Below are 14,428 nucleotides of genomic sequence, written 5' to 3' on the forward strand. Positions count from 1 at the left end.
GCCAGCCTTACGGCCACGGCCAAGGGAGAGCCGGAGGGGAGGATCCTGGCGAGTTGCATGGCCCGTCGCAGTGACTCCGGAAGGTGGCGGGCGAATTGACGCCCCGCATTGCCCCTTGCCAGGTCGGCCATTTCGCTGGCCTCGAAGGGAAGGATCTCCCTGCCCATGGCGTTGGCCGCCTGCTGCCCACTTCCTACCAGCCCACTCCCGGCGCGGGCAAGGCCCTTGCTGGCCTCTCGACCTGCCGCCGTGAGCTCCGCCCGAGCCGCTGGCAAAGCCATTGCCAGGGAAGCGCCTCCCGTAACAGGTGCCGCCAACGCTCCCAGGGCCAGGGTGGAGACGCCACGGGTTAGCCTCAGGCTTACTTGAATCGCAGCTTTGGCAGCTTCCATGGTTGTCTGCAAGGCGACTCGGGAGGCCTCTGTCGCCAGGGTTATGGTGATCCGTGCCGTGGCCCGGAGCGGGCGGGGAACACCAAATTCACGCATGGCTGAATCCACCCCAACCTTCGTGACCTGACCAACCGCACCGATGGTCCGGCCTACCTGCCTTCCGCCCATCTGGATTCCCTGATCGAGGGACATACCAATGGCCCGCATTCGGCGTTCTGATTCACGCCGATCCAGGCGATGCAGAGCCCCTGTTCGGCGGTGCTCGACTCGCTCTTTTTCAGAACGATGCCTCGGACCATCCAGGCTGCTCCGCGCCTGGTAGCGAGCATCGAGGGCGGCAATCTCCAGGATGTAACGCTGCTCGATGAGCTCTCGGCTCTTCGCTTCGAAGGGACGTGCCACCTCCGTCTTTCGCCCTGGATCAGCCCGCCGAATCGCATCTCTTCGGCTTCGGTGATTTTCCTGCTGCCGCTGGATGACTTGTCGGACCTGTGCCTTGATCGTCAGGAATCGTTTGTGCGAATCCCAGTCCAGAATCCGGGGCTCATCGCCGAAATACTCGCGGTCCCACACTTGTTGAAGTGTGCCATCCCGACCCATAGTTTGGCCTTTGGAGGCTCCAGCCACTGCGATATGGAAGTGGAACCGACCGTCACCCTCATGGATGGCAAGAACGAATGGTCGCCCATGTGCATAGTCGTGCGCCAGACGTAGGCCTGATTCACGGATAGCGCCCTGCTGATCCTCTGGGTTGCGTTGCCGGAGGGTTTCACACTCTGAGTCGCTCCCAGCCAGGATTACCTCGTGGTAGGTTGCGGTCTTACCTCCGATAGCGGTGATGGCCTCCTCGACCGAAAGAGCTTTCCCCTCAACGCTCAACAGGCATGCCGAGTCACGGCCATGCTCTGACGCGAGGTAATGCATCCTTCTATCCGCTCTCGCGGGCTGCTGGCGTCCTCGAAACCCCTTCTTCCAACCTTCTTTCACAATGACCATCTACGCCTCCCCTCGGAGCGCCTGGATCTTTTTCTGTGCCGATGCCGAGATCTCATCCGCCCGAGAACTTCCCTCGACCATGGCGAGTAGGTGGGCGTAGACAAGCTGCGTCATGCCCACCACTGCCCCCTGGGTCTGGAGGATCTGTGTCTCCCGATCCACCTGGGCGTTCTCGATCCCACGAAGGATCGAAACCAACGCCTCGATCCTTGTCGCATGCCTGGCTTGCTGCTCGATGACCCCAGTTAGGGTTCGAGCCAAACCATCCAGGCGTGAGCCCAGAATGGCCTCGGTCTCCTGCTGCCGTGCCTCCTCCAGCAGGGAGCGCAATGCCTGGGTCATACTGATCCCTCGGGTGGTGGCAATCCATTCGAGGGTTTCGTAATGCTGGGGGCCAATTTTCGAATGCACCACGCTTTTGGCGTTCGAAAAGCTTTTGCTATTCATCATGGAATCACCTGTTGTGGCGTAATTTCTGGCACACGCAAGTGCCTGCACCACAAATCGTGGTGCAGGGTAATTGGTGGCCAGCCATAAGATTGCCAAACGCTTGTACAGTCACGCACCATGGCGAACTTGCCACCTAACAGGTTCGCTCGTTGAGCGCTCTTCATCGATCGTTTCTCCATAGTCCCTAGGCTATGGATTGATCGACTCGACAATCAATCTATTTCAACCTAATTCAGAAAAAATACATTCAGCACACATCCATGGAATTCAATCATAAATGAGTACTTTGAAGAATTTTTGAAAGTGTTTAAAAAATAATGACCATCGTAACCAAATACAAGAGTAGAAAATATCACCTTAGGCTAGGTAATTTGCCCACGCTGCCATCAGCGGTCTGCGCTTACCTAGCATGGTCGAATGGTGATAAGCCGCCTCGGCCTTATCTTCCAACTGGTGTGCGAGGGCGTGCTCAATGACCTCTTTGCTGAAATTGGTCTTATCGGCAGCCCAATCTCTGAATGTGGACCGGAACCCATGAACGGTGGCATCGTCGCGCTCCATTCTCTTAAGCACCGCATCCATGCCACCAGTCGAGAGGTGAGTTCCTGCTTTTGGCCCTGGGAACACATAAGGCCCTTCTTTCACTTGCTCCAGGTCCTTAATGATCTTCAGGGCACTTGCTGAGAGTGGAACCACATGCTCTTTCTCTGCCTTCATCCTCTCGGCGGGCACGGTCCAGGTCTTTTTCTCCAGATTGAATTCCCCCCACACCGCCCCGATGGTTTCCCCGGTACGCGCCGCCGTGAGAATCGTAAATTCAAGAGCAAGCGCCGCGATGCCCTCCCTTGAACGGAGATCCGTCATGAACTTCGGAATTTTCGAATGGGCCATGGCGCGATGGTGTTTCTTCTTCTGAACCTTTGAGGGCTTCGGCAGCAATTGATCAAGGTTTCCACGCCATTCGGCAGGGTTTTCACCTGAGCGGTAGCCACTTACTTTTGCCCAAGCGAGGACGGCTTCGAGGCGTTGCCGAACCCGCGAGGCCGTCTCGTTCTTGGTATTCCAGATAGGGTCAAGCACCTTCCGAACCAAGGCGATATCGATGACATCGACATTCAGAGTTCCGATCGCAGGCGAGGCGTAGGTCTTCAGGGTATTGGTCCACTGCTGCGCGTGTTTCTCGCTCTTCCATCCAGAGAATCTGTCGGCAATGCACTTGGTTGCAGCCTCGTCAAAGGTGATTGTCTTGGCCTCTTTTGCCCTTTCTTCCACTCGCTTCACTGCCCTTTCGACCTTCGGGTCCTTGCGGTCGTGGAGGATTTCTCTCAGGCTCGCCGCCTTGTCTCGCGCCTTCTGCAAGGAAATATCCGGAAACGACCCCAGCCCCAATTCAATGAGCTTCTTGGTGACACGGTGCCTATACCTGAAGACCCATGATTTCGTGACCCCCTCGACCTTCTTCCTTGGGCCTTCGCCTGGTTTCGCTGGGGCGCGTTTTACGATCTGAAGGTAGAGGTTCCCGCCATCGTTCAGATACCCAGGTTTGGAGCACTTCTCAATCTTGGGAGCAACCAGTTTGTTCCGTCCTCCAGCCATATTTAGGCCTCCATTGACTAAAAGGATAGGCCTTTTTACCCATATTTATACCCATATTTTATCTTTGCTCGCCCCTGCTCGTCATTACTCAACCCTGCACTGTCCTGCACAGATTAAATTTATAAAACCTTCTAGTACAACACATTTGAATGATCATCAGTGCTCTACCGTAACCAACGGTGGAATTGAATTTGGCGGACTCTCTCTCCGCCAACCTACAAAAAGCTGAAGGGCCACTACTTAGTGGCCCTTCAGCTTTTTGTAGGAATGGGTAAACCGCCCAGCTCTTCCATGTCCATCATCACGTTGGCCTCTGCTCGGTGCGGGATACTGACCCCTCAAGCTTGAAAGGGGGATGACCATGCCTACGGTCACATCGCAGGGGCCGGTTTCGCTGCTCGACCTCCACTTCCACGTGGAAGGCACCGTGGGGGCCTTCCTGGTCCGCACACCTGAAGGGCCCGTGCTCGTGGAAACCGGGCCGGAATCCCTCTACGGCAACCTTCAGACCGCCGTGGAAGCTCTGGGCTACGCTCTCGAAGACATCCGGCATGTCTTCGTCACCCACATCCACCTCGATCATGCCGGTGCGGCCTGGCGCCTGGCCCGGCACGGCGCGCGCATCTATGTCCATCCCAAGGGCGCGCCCCACCTTCAGGATCCTGGGAAATTGCTGAGTTCAGCTCAACGCATCTATGGAGACACCATGGAACAGCTGTGGGGACGCCTGGAACCCATCGACCCGGATCGAATCGTGGCCATGGAAGATGGCCAGTCTGTCCGGTTCGGGGACATGGCCATTCAGGCCATCCATACACCTGGCCACGCCATTCACCACATCACGTTCCGTCTGGAGGATGGCCTGTTCACGGGTGACGTCGGAGGGATCCGCATCGGGGAGGGCCCCACGATTCCCCCCTTTCCTCCACCGGATATCGATCTGGAGGCGTGGCTGGATTCCATCAAGCGGATGCGGGCATGCCACCCGACCTACATCTACCCCACCCACTTCGGCATCAAAAACGATGGGTTGGCCCACTTCGATTCCCTGGAGGAGAACATCCACCGGATCGCAGGCTGGGTCAGAGAGAAGATCGAGGCGGGCCACACCGAGGAAGCCCTGGTGCCCCTGTTCCAAGGGTTCATGCGGGAGCTGCTAACCGGGTACGGGCTCCAGGAAGACGCCATCCAGGATTACGAGATCGCAGACCCGGCGTTCATGAGCGTGTACGGCCTGGCACGGTACTGGAAGAAGCAGGCCTCGAGGCGACCGATGGCCTGACCTTCAACCCCTCTGCGCCGTGGCCAGGAACACGGAATAGTCCTGCCCTTCCTTGTGCGTCACGGTGGCGGTACCGAGGTGGACTTGCCGAAATCCCGCCTGCTCCAGCCAGGCCTGGATGTGGGCGCGGGGAAAGCCGTGGTGATGGACGCCCGTTCTGTCTTCATGAAAGCTGCCGTCCTCTTCGTCCAGATCGGCCAGAGCCACCGTTCCTCCCGGGTTGAGGTGCGAGACGAGACGGCTGAACAAGGCGGGCACGTCGGCGATGTGGTGGAGCGTCATGCTGCTCACGATGAGGTCATAGGGACCGCCGAGGTCGCCGCCCCCCGAAGGATCCAGAAGGATCTGCCGCAGAGGCAGGCGCTTCGCCTCAGCCTTCTCCGCCAAGATCTTCAGCATGCCGGAGGAGGTGTCGGCCCCTGCGATCGAACCGACCTGAGGCGCCAACGCCAGCGTGACCAGGCCCGTGCCGCAGCCAAAATCGAGAACGGCCAGTTCCTTCGTCAGGGGTACCCGCGACGAGATGGCCTCCACCACCGCATGCGCCAGCACCACCCGTCGATCCACGGAATCCCAGGTGGCCGCAGCCTCATCGAATCGTTTCGTATCGGACATCAGGCCCCCTTACCGTTCAAGAAACGTTTCAGGCATCTGGACGGCCACGACCTGCCCACGTGCCGTGACCTTGCCGAGGACGGATACCGCCGCTTCGACCACCACGCGCTTGCCTTTGATTTCCTTCACGCGACCGCGGATCTCCAGTTCTGCCTCCAACGGGGTTGGTGCCAGGTAGTCCACATGCAAGGAGGCGGTGACGAACCGGAAGGCGGGCAGGCTGTCCATGGGCCGCCCTTCCTGGCGATACATCGCCGCCGCGGCGGTGCCTGTGCCATGGCAATCCACCAGGGACGCGAGCAGGCCCCCGTAAACGTAGCCAGGAATGGCCGTGTGCTCCGGCCGGGGGCGGAACCGCGTCACGGATTCCTCGCCGTCCCAGTAGGTGCGGATCTGGTGCCCCTGGCCGTTCAGCCGCCCGCACCCATAGCAATGAGCGACATTCTCGGGGTAGTAGTCCTGGAAAGCCTTGCCGATCATGAGATCTCCGGAGTGCAAAAGGTGAGATGGCGGCGAACCGATCAACCATTCGCCCTAGGGCCAGCCCTGTTATTATAACCGTTTGGTTATTTTGCATTATCCAATGTTCTCTGAACACCTCTCAATCCTGAACAGGAGCCGCCATGGACACCCGCAACAAGGGATTCAACACCAAGCTGGTACACGCGGGAATCCGGGAAGACGCCCACGGGAGCGTGGTGACCCCCATCTACCAGACCTCCACCTTCGCCTTCAAGAATGCCCAGCAGGGCGCCAACCGGTTCGCTGGCACCGAGGATGGCTACATCTACACCCGCATCGGCAACCCCACCACGGCCGCGCTGGAAGAAAACGTCGCCCAGCTTGAGAACGGGTTCGGCGCCACGGCCATGGCCAGCGGCATGGGCGCGGTGAGCACCGTCTATCTCGCGCTGCTCAGCGCCGGGGATCACATGGTGAGCACGGATTCCGTGTACGGGCCCAGCCGGGGCCTCATGGAAAAGCACATGAGCCGATTCGGGGTCGAGTCCACCTATGTGGATACCTCCAATCTGGAGAACCTCCGCCAAGCCATCCAGCCGAACACCAAGCTGGTCTATGTGGAATCACCGTCCAACCCCGCCATGTCCGTTACGGATATCGCTGCGGCGGCGGAGATCGCCCGCGCCGCGGGCGCCCTTCTGGTCGTGGACAACACGTTCGCCAGCCCTCACCTCCAGAAGCCCCTGGACCTGGGGGCCGACCTGGTCCTGCATTCCGTCACGAAATTCATCAATGGCCACGCGGACATCGTCGGCGGCATCGTCGTGGCCAAAACGGAAGCCCTCCACAAGCAGATCCGCGCCATGCTGGTGAACCTCGGCGCGAACATGGATCCCCACCAGTCCTACATGGTGAGCCGGGGCCTGAAGACCCTCGCCCTGCGGGTGGAGCGGGCCGAGGAAAACGCCCGCAAGGTCGCCCCCTGGCTGGAGAAACACCCCCAGGTGGCCTGGGTCCGCTACATCGGCCTGCCCAGCCATCCGCAGCATGACCTGTCGAAGCGCCAGATGACCGGCTTTGGCTCCATGATCTCCTTCGAACTCAAGGGCGGTCTCGAGGCCGGCCGCATCGTCATGGACAACGTGCACCTGGCCGGGCTCGCCGTGTCCCTGGGCGGCGTCGAAACCCTCATCAGCCACCCCGCGTCCATGACCCATGCCAGCATGGCCCGGGAGAACCGCATCGCCGCGGGCATCACGGATGGCCTGGTGCGCCTGTCGGTAGGCATTGAGGACTTGGAGGACATCCTGGCGGATCTCGACCAGGCCCTCGGACGCCTCTGACGGCAGCGCACGATTGGAAATCGTGCTACACAGTGATCCCGGTCACGCCCTTCCCCGCCGGGTGGCCGGTACAGTTGACGCAACCGCCCCGGCTGACTGGTCGGGCATACGGAGGTTTTGTGGACACGCTGCTCGAATCCCTTGAACCGAAAACGTTCTGGTCCTATTTCCTTGAATTGTCGAAGATCCCCCGCGGCTCCAAGAACGAGGCCGTGGCTGCGGCTTGGGTGGCGGATCAGGCCAAGGCCCTGGGGTGTGACGTGGAGCGCGACGAGGTCGGGAACGTGATCATCCGCAAGAAGGCCACCCCCGGGAAGGAAGGCCGGCCCACCACCTGCCTTCAGGCCCACGTGGACATGGTCTGTGAGCAGAACGAGGGCACCGGCCACGACTTCACGAAAGACCCCATCAAGGTTTGGAAGGACGGCGATCTCCTCCGCGCCACGGGCACGACCCTGGGCGCCGATAACGGCATCGGCGTAGCCGCGGCCCTCGCGGTGCTGGCCAGCAAGGACGTCGCCCATGGCCCCATCGAGGCCCTGATCACCATCGACGAGGAGACGGGCCTCACCGGTGCCAACGGGCTGCAGCCGGGCCGCCTCAAGGCGAAGTTCCTCCTCAACCTCGACAGCGAGGAGGAGGGCTACCTCACCATCGGCTGCGCCGGCGGCGAGGACACCATCGTCACCCGCAAGCTCACCCGCACGGCGCCGCCCGCGGGCGCCCGCGCCTTCCGCCTAAAGGTGTTCGGCCTCCGGGGCGGCCACTCCGGCATCGACATCCACGCGGGCCGGGGCAATGCCATTCGCATCCTCGCCCAGGTTCTGGGCACCCTGAAGCCGACCTTCGCGTTCAGTCTGGCCGCCATCAAGGGTGGCAACAAACGCAACGCCATCCCCCGCGAAGCCTCGGCCCAGATCTTCCTGGACCCCGCCCAGGAGCAGGCCTTCAGGACGGCCCTGGCGGAGCATGAGGCCCATTGGCGCGCCGCCCTCGGTGCCCACGATCCCGGCCTCCACCTGGCCCTTGAGGCTGGAGAAGGCACCCAGATCATGGCTGACACGGATGCCACAGCTCTCCTCCAGCTTCTGCTGGCCCTGCCCCACGGCGTCGAGGCCATGAGCCCGGACATCCCGGGACTGGTGCAGACCTCCACCAACATGGGTGTGATCGAGACCCGCCCGGATGAGGTGGAAGTGAACCTCCTCACCCGCAGCTCCATCAACGCCTCCAGGACCGCCCTGTCCGAGCGCATCGCCGCCACCTGCGCCCTGGGCGGGTTCGAGTCCCACGTCACCGGCGGCTACCCAGGCTGGAAGCCCGAGCCCAAGGCTTCCCTTGTCCGCATCGTGAACGAGACCAACCAGAAGGTGTTCGGCAAGCCCCTCGAGATCATGGCCATCCACGCCGGCCTGGAATGTGGCCTCATCGGCGAGAAATACACGGAGATGGAGATGGTGTCCTTCGGTCCCAGCATGTGGGATGTCCACACTCCCGACGAGCACGTGAGCGTGCCCTCCGTGGGCAACTTCTGGAAGCTGCTGGTGGCCGTCCTCGAAGCCGTGTAGTCCCACCAATCACGGCCCTTGGCCCAGGCCCTGGGCCGTGATAACCTTGCTGCTTCCGCCTCTACGCGGAGCCATGGGAGAGTTGTCCGAGTGGCTGAAGGAGCACGATTGGAAATCGTGTAACGGTCAAAAGCCGTTCGGGGGTTCGAATCCCCCACTCTCCGCCAAAAGAAGCCCGCAGCCACTAGGTTTGCGGGCTTTCCTATTTGGCTGATCGGACTTGGAATCGGAGTACGGATCCCGCTGTGGGTCTCGCGCGGGTCACATAGTGGTTCTGTTCTCCCCATGCCTGGACGCCTCATTCCCTTCAGCGGCCGCGCCAGCCACTGGGAAGGCGACAGCGGAGGGCGTGTAGATCCCGCTCTGGGCGTGTTGGGAGGTGAGATCAGTGACCAGGGGCATGCTGCCCACAAGGCCGGCCGTGGCCACGAAGATCTGACTCTCAACGCAGCGCGCCGGGGCGCAGGCGGAAACGCGTCGATGGCCCCGCCGGTTGTCCGTGTAGCATGATCGTCCCCTTCATGAACCAGGATCAGAATGCTTGGTCCCAGCGAATCGATAACCGAATCGCCGCATTGATCAATCCCACCATGCTGTAGGTCTGCACGAAGTTTCCCCACAGCTCGCCACTCTCGGGATCGATGTGTTCTGCTAGCAAGCCGTGGCGATTGCGGCAAGTCAGCAACTTTGCAAAGAGGACGCCTGCTTCCTCGCGGCGATCAAGAGCGGCCAAGGCATTGATGTACCAGAAGGTGCAAAGGATGAAGGCATTCTCTGGTTCGCCAAAGTCATCCTTCTCTGTATAACGGAAAATGAAATCTCCACGCCGCAACTCCTTCTCCACGGAACCTACCGTTGCGGAAAATCGCGGGTCGCTTCGATCAAGAAAGCCCACCTCAACCAACAACAGTAGGCTGGCGTCCATGGCCTCGCCCTCGAAGGTGGATACGAAAGTGCCACGCTTTTCGTTCCAGGCGCGTTGACTGATGGTGCTATGAATGATCTGCGCCTGCTGGTTCCAGTAGTCGGTGCGCTCGGGCAGTCCCAATTGCTGGGCGATCTTGGCTAGACGATCGCAGGCAGCCCAGCACATGACGGCAGAGAAGGTGTGCACGCGCGCGCTGCCCCGCAGTTCCCATAGTCCGGCGTCCGGCTGGTCATGGCAGCAAATGGCCTGTTCACCAAGCGCTTCTAGACGATGAAACAAGGCTTCATCACCTCGCCTAGTCAGGCGTTGGTCGAAGAAGATATGGGTCGCCGCAAGAATGGCAGAGCCGTAAACATCATGCTGCACCTGGCGGTAGGCCAGGTTGCCGATGCGCACCGGTCCCATTCCACGGTACCCCGCTAGGGCCGGGGCCTCCCTTTCGTGCAACTCGGAACGACCATCAATTCCATAAACGGGTTGCAGCGGCCCCCCCCCGGCATCGGCGGCTAGGTTGATGATGTAGGCGAGATAGCGCTCCATGGTTCGAGTTGCACCTAACCGGTTCAAGGCGTTGACCACAAAATAGCTGTCGCGGAGCCAGCAATAGCGATAGTCCCAATTGCGGGTACTGCCTGCGGCCTCTGGAATGGAGGTGGTCATGGCGGCGATGATGGCCCCGGTATCGTCGTATGCATTGAGCTTGAGGGTGATGGCGGCCCGAATCACCTCACTTTGCCACTCAAAGGGAATGCCGAGATTGCGAACCCACTCCCGCCAGTACTGCGTGGTCTCCTCTAGAAACCGCCGTCCCACTTCATTGGCGGCTTCGTTGACGGTCTCGTCAGAGCCCAGCAGTAGCGTGATCGTGTCCTCCAGAAAGAACGATGTCTCCTGCATGAGTGCAGTCAGGGATGCATCAGTCGTTACCCGAAGGGTGATTGATGGGGCTACATAGCGGATGTGATTGCTGCCCCAGGTCATGTCTGGTCGACTTGCCCCTTCGTCGCAGGCAGGGCGCAACCGCAGGGTGATTCGAGGGCTACCAGTGAGCCGCCGGATACGGCGCACCAGCATCATGGGGCGAAAGGTTCGCCCATGCAGGTGAAACCGTGGCGCGAAATCCATAACTTCAATGGCTCCGCCATGCGGATCGTAAAGGCGAGTCACCAGAATCGCGGTGTTTTCGAGGTAGTGCTGCTCCGTTCGTTCGCAATCAGAGAGATCAATCCCGAAATACCCGAAATCATCGCTGTCCCTGAGGAGAGCGCAAAACATTGGATCTCCATCAAAGCGGGGGAAGCACCCCCAGCTAATCGTGGCGCGGTCATCAATGAGCGCTCCGATGGTGCAATTCCCAATCAAAGCTAGGTCAAGATTCCTCATGGGATACCTTTCACGGCTTCTCCCAGCCAATGGTGCACCGCTGCCACATCCGGTAGGTAAAAGCGTGCGCAACTGGGACCCTTGCCGACTTTGATCGAAATTCCATCCAGCCTGTTGACCTCGGTGAAGCCATGCTCGTCATTGAGATCATCACCAATGAACACCGGTCGCCGTCCCTTAAAAGGAGGTTCGGACAGGTATTCGGCCACTGCCGTGCCCTTGTCGAAGCCGGCGGGCTTGATTTCCACCACGCGCTTGCCACGCTGCAGTTCGAGGTCAGGCCCAGCCTGCGGGGCCAATCTACCCATGAGCCGATGTACGTAGGCGGCCAGTTGGGGGGCCTGCCGATAGTGCAACGCAAGGGTCAGCCCCTTATCCTCCAGCAACAGGCCAGGATGGCGAGCAAGCACGGAGGCAAGGGCCTCTTTGATTGACACCTTTGCCGCAGGAGGAGCGGCGTGAATCCACAGACGCCCGGCAGCATCGCGTCGTTCAAGGCCCTGCTGTCCGGCCAAGGGCATTCGCAATGGGCCGAGGTGATGTTCCAGGTCGGATAACGAGCGACCAGTGACCAGCGCAACGGCTCCGCCACTAGCCCGGTGCAACTGCGTGATCAGGTCCAGCAATGAAGTGTCGACCCGAATCGCATCTGGCTGGTCGGCAATATCGATCAGGGTCCCGTCGACATCCAGGAAAAAGGCCCAATCCACACGGGCCACGGGTGGGAATGCTCGGCGCATCGTCACCTCCCCCCTCGTTCCGTCTTCTCGACCAGGCGGCCCCGCCTGCGCATCGCCGCAGCATCAAGCAACATACGACCGGCCCAGCGGAAGACATTGAATTCCGCGACCAATCCGCGCATCAGACGCATACGATCGCGCTGTTCTGTGGCTGCCATCGTGAGCGCCAGGTGCATGGCGGCTGCACATTGGTCGGCGTCGTAGGGGTTGACGATCAAGGCCTCGGGTAATTCCCGCGCCGCACCAGTGAATTCAGAGAGTATGAGGACACCGCGTTCGTCATCGCGGGCTGCGACGAACTCCTTGGCCACCAGGTTCATGCCATCGTGCAAACTGCTCACGAAGCAGAGGTCGGCTGCGCGGAAGTATTCATAGACCGCCTGTGGTTCGTGATGCTCAATCCTGAGCACGATGGGAGGCGGTCCCTGACGTTCAAAGCGACCGTTGATGCGCGTTGCCATGGCCCGGACCTGGGCCTCGTGATGCTGGTACTCATCAATGCCGGAGCGTGTTGGTGCGGCCACTTGGACGAAGGTGAAGCGGCCTACCCAATCCGGGTTCAGTTCCAGTAGGCGCTCAATGGCGCGGAATCGTTCCACGATGCCCTTGGTGTAATCCAGGCGATCGACGCCCACGCCAACTTTGTGCTCATGGGGAAGGTCGTTCAGTTCACGGATGCTGCTGCGACAGGTTGGTACGGTCTTCTGCAGCATCTCGGGTTCCGGTGGCCAGGCGATGGAGATCGGGTAGCGCCGCACGGCGGTGAGCTTTCCCCCGAATGAGACCGTGAAGGATTCCCGATCAACCCTGGCCTCGATGAATCGATCCACCGTGTCGACAAAATTGTTGCAGTGGAACTGGGTGTGAAAACCCATGATGCTGCTGCCCAACATCCCGGCCAATATCTCGTCCCGCCAGGGGCAGATGGCGAAGGACTCTGGGTTGGGCCACGGTATATGCCAGAAGGTGATGATGGTGGCTTCTGGAAGCTCTTCGCGGATCATCTTTGGCAGCAGGGCGAAGTGATAGTCCTGGACTAGGACGATGGGGGCCTTGGTTTTGGCCTCACTCACCACGGCTTTGGCGAACTTGCGATTCACGGCCAGGTACTGGGCCCAGTCGCTTGAACGGAAGGTGGGCCGCACATGGGCGATATGGCACAGCGGCCACATCCCCTCATTGGCAAAGCCGTAGTAGTAGCCCGCCTCCTCCTCCGAACTTAGCCAGACACGGCGGAGTTGATAGGATGGCCTTTCTGGCGGCACTTGGATGCGGTCGTGCCTATCAACCACCTCAAGGTCCGCCGAGCCGCTGCCGTGGGCGATCCAGGTGCCCGAGCAGGCTCGCATGATCGGTTCAAGGGCCGTGACCAAGCCGCTGGCGGGTCTTGTGACCTCAATCCGCTCGCCGTGACGTTGGTGGATATAGGGTTCGCGGTTGGAAACGACGATCACGTCTTCGCCACTCAATTCAGAATGGAGAATTGTCCGAAGGGCTTCAGGTGTCCAGGTAATCTGGGATTCATCTCGTGCGCGGCTCTCAGCCTCCAGGTCATGAATGAGACGCTGCAGATCGCGGGCAATCGGTTTGAACTCGGGGCGAGGGGCAAGTGCACCACCCGACGGCTTTCGCAGCAGACCTTCGCCTCGCAGCAGAGAACTCATGCCAGCCATCCACCCGCGCCAGGAAAGCTGGGCGATTACCACTGTGATGAGCGAAACCACGGCGGCGAGCGCCATGAAGAAATAGAAGACGTAGCGCTTGGTCTCCTCCGTGCGCCGCGTGATGAAACTCATGTCGTGCACGAGAACCAATCGCCCGGCTGGCGAAGCCTCGCTGGCCATCGGCCTTACCGAAATGTGCAAGGGCCCATGAACGCTTGCGAGCAGGTGCCCCTGAGGTTGTTGCCAACGGTCGAGTTCGCCACATCTGATTTCTTCAGGAAGTGAACGGCTGGCCAGCATGACGCTATCCGGTGAAGCGCAGTAGCCCAGGGCAAAAAGCCGCTCATCCTGGGTGATACGGTTGAAGAATTCCTCGGTTTTGGCCCTTTTACCCGCGGCAAGCTGCTCCAGCAGAGGCTCTTGGATGGTGTTGGCAATCAGGGTCGACCGGCTATTCAGGTCCCGAATGAACCATCGCAGAGTCAACTGATCAACCAGTGGGGAAATGCCGTAAGCGATACCGGCCAGGACGAGTATCAAAGGCAGGATGAAGCGCAGCGACAACCTCATGTGAGTCCCCCTTCAAGCATGATCAGCCAAAAAAAGTACAGCGATCCTAGGCTGGCCAACACTCCGGCCTCGGTACTGCGAGTCAGGCCTGGAAAACCAGGAATGACCTTCACGAATGTCGCGAGCATTGCACCGAGCCCAAGATTCCCGGCCACGGCGGACAGTTTCAAACGCACCGCGCCTTCGCCACCAGCTTTTGCGCCGACCCAAGGCAATGCCAGCAAAGCCAAAGTCCATGCGAATGGACCGATTGTAAGAAAGGCGAGGGGCATGGGCGGCTCCAGGTGGAATCGAATGATTCCAGTGCGGAACAGCGGCCCGACTGTCCCAAGCCTGCGGCATCGAACCGCACCCAACGATTAAAAGCATACTCACTAGATGACCACTACTCCTCTGGGGGATTCGAAATCACTGAAATGCTGACAGGTAGGCCCAAGGG

12 protein-coding genes and 1 tRNA gene are annotated in these 14,428 nt (G+C 60.2%); 5 read left to right on the top strand and 8 right to left on the bottom strand.

Annotated elements, in window-relative coordinates; genetic code table 11:
* Positions 1-629 precede the first annotated feature (629 nt).
* Positions 630-1,106, top strand: a complete 477-nt coding sequence (locus tag NOV74_RS04910; protein WP_257309766.1) for a hypothetical protein — start codon at positions 630-632, stop codon at positions 1,104-1,106.
* A gap of 282 nt (positions 1,107-1,388) precedes the next feature.
* On the opposite strand, the gene NOV74_RS04915 is transcribed toward NOV74_RS04910, so the two are convergent.
* Complete coding sequence (locus tag NOV74_RS04915; protein ID WP_257309767.1) at positions 1,389-1,838, bottom strand: hypothetical protein; 450 nt, start codon at positions 1,836-1,838, stop codon at positions 1,389-1,391.
* A gap of 357 nt (positions 1,839-2,195) precedes the next feature.
* Positions 2,196-3,434, bottom strand: a complete 1,239-nt coding sequence (locus NOV74_RS04920; protein ID WP_257309769.1) for a tyrosine-type recombinase/integrase — start codon at positions 3,432-3,434, stop codon at positions 2,196-2,198.
* 355 nt (positions 3,435-3,789) lie between these two features.
* Here NOV74_RS04920 and NOV74_RS04925 point away from each other — a divergent pair, with 355 nt between their 5' ends.
* Complete coding sequence (locus NOV74_RS04925; RefSeq protein ID WP_257309770.1) at positions 3,790-4,716, top strand: MBL fold metallo-hydrolase; 927 nt, start codon at positions 3,790-3,792, stop codon at positions 4,714-4,716.
* A gap of 3 nt (positions 4,717-4,719) precedes the next feature.
* Here the strand turns inward: NOV74_RS04925 and NOV74_RS04930 are convergent, their stop codons facing one another.
* Both NOV74_RS04930 and NOV74_RS04935 read right to left on the bottom strand, forming a co-directional pair.
* Positions 4,720-5,331 carry a class I SAM-dependent DNA methyltransferase gene (locus NOV74_RS04930; protein ID WP_257309772.1) on the bottom strand — a complete coding sequence of 204 codons (612 nt, stop codon included), beginning with the start codon at positions 5,329-5,331 and terminating at the stop codon, positions 4,720-4,722.
* A gap of 9 nt (positions 5,332-5,340) precedes the next feature.
* Entirely contained in the window at positions 5,341-5,811 is a 471-nt protein-coding gene (locus tag NOV74_RS04935; RefSeq protein ID WP_257309773.1) for a PaaI family thioesterase, read from the bottom strand.
* Positions 5,812-5,954: 143 nt separating this feature from the next.
* Here NOV74_RS04935 and NOV74_RS04940 point away from each other — a divergent pair, with 143 nt between their 5' ends.
* The 3 genes from NOV74_RS04940 (at position 5,955) to NOV74_RS04950 (ending at position 8,871) form a co-directional block, all read left to right on the top strand.
* Entirely contained in the window at positions 5,955-7,136 is a 1,182-nt protein-coding gene (locus NOV74_RS04940) for a trans-sulfuration enzyme family protein (protein WP_257309774.1), read from the top strand.
* A 119-nt stretch (positions 7,137-7,255) separates the two neighbouring features.
* Positions 7,256-8,704, top strand: a complete 1,449-nt coding sequence (locus NOV74_RS04945; protein WP_257309776.1) for an aminoacyl-histidine dipeptidase — start codon at positions 7,256-7,258, stop codon at positions 8,702-8,704.
* A gap of 76 nt (positions 8,705-8,780) precedes the next feature.
* Positions 8,781-8,871 (top strand) — tRNA-Ser (locus tag NOV74_RS04950).
* Positions 8,872-9,236: 365 nt separating this feature from the next.
* Here the strand turns inward: NOV74_RS04950 and NOV74_RS04955 are convergent.
* Genes NOV74_RS04955 through NOV74_RS04970 form a run of 4 tightly spaced genes read right to left on the bottom strand, consistent with a single transcriptional unit; the run spans position 9,237 to position 14,261 of the window.
* Positions 9,237-11,015: a glycoside hydrolase family 15 protein gene (locus NOV74_RS04955; protein ID WP_257309778.1), complete on the bottom strand. Its 1,779-nt coding sequence runs from the start codon at positions 11,013-11,015 to the stop codon at positions 9,237-9,239.
* A complete protein-coding gene (gene otsB / locus NOV74_RS04960; RefSeq protein ID WP_257309780.1) occupies positions 11,012-11,755 on the bottom strand; it encodes a trehalose-phosphatase in 744 nt (247 codons plus the stop codon). Before otsB ends, NOV74_RS04955 begins: the two co-directional genes overlap by 4 nt.
* Positions 11,756-11,757: 2 nt before the next feature.
* Positions 11,758-13,989 (bottom strand): alpha,alpha-trehalose-phosphate synthase (UDP-forming), encoded by a 2,232-nt coding sequence (locus tag NOV74_RS04965; RefSeq protein ID WP_257309782.1) that lies wholly within the window; start codon positions 13,987-13,989, stop codon positions 11,758-11,760.
* Complete coding sequence (locus NOV74_RS04970) at positions 13,986-14,261, bottom strand: hypothetical protein (protein WP_257309784.1); 276 nt, start codon at positions 14,259-14,261, stop codon at positions 13,986-13,988. Before NOV74_RS04970 ends, NOV74_RS04965 begins: the two co-directional genes overlap by 4 nt.
* Positions 14,262-14,428 lie beyond the last annotated feature (167 nt).

This window comes from Geothrix fuzhouensis (genome assembly GCF_024609325.1).
Classification (GTDB): domain Bacteria; phylum Acidobacteriota; class Holophagae; order Holophagales; family Holophagaceae; genus Geothrix; species Geothrix fuzhouensis.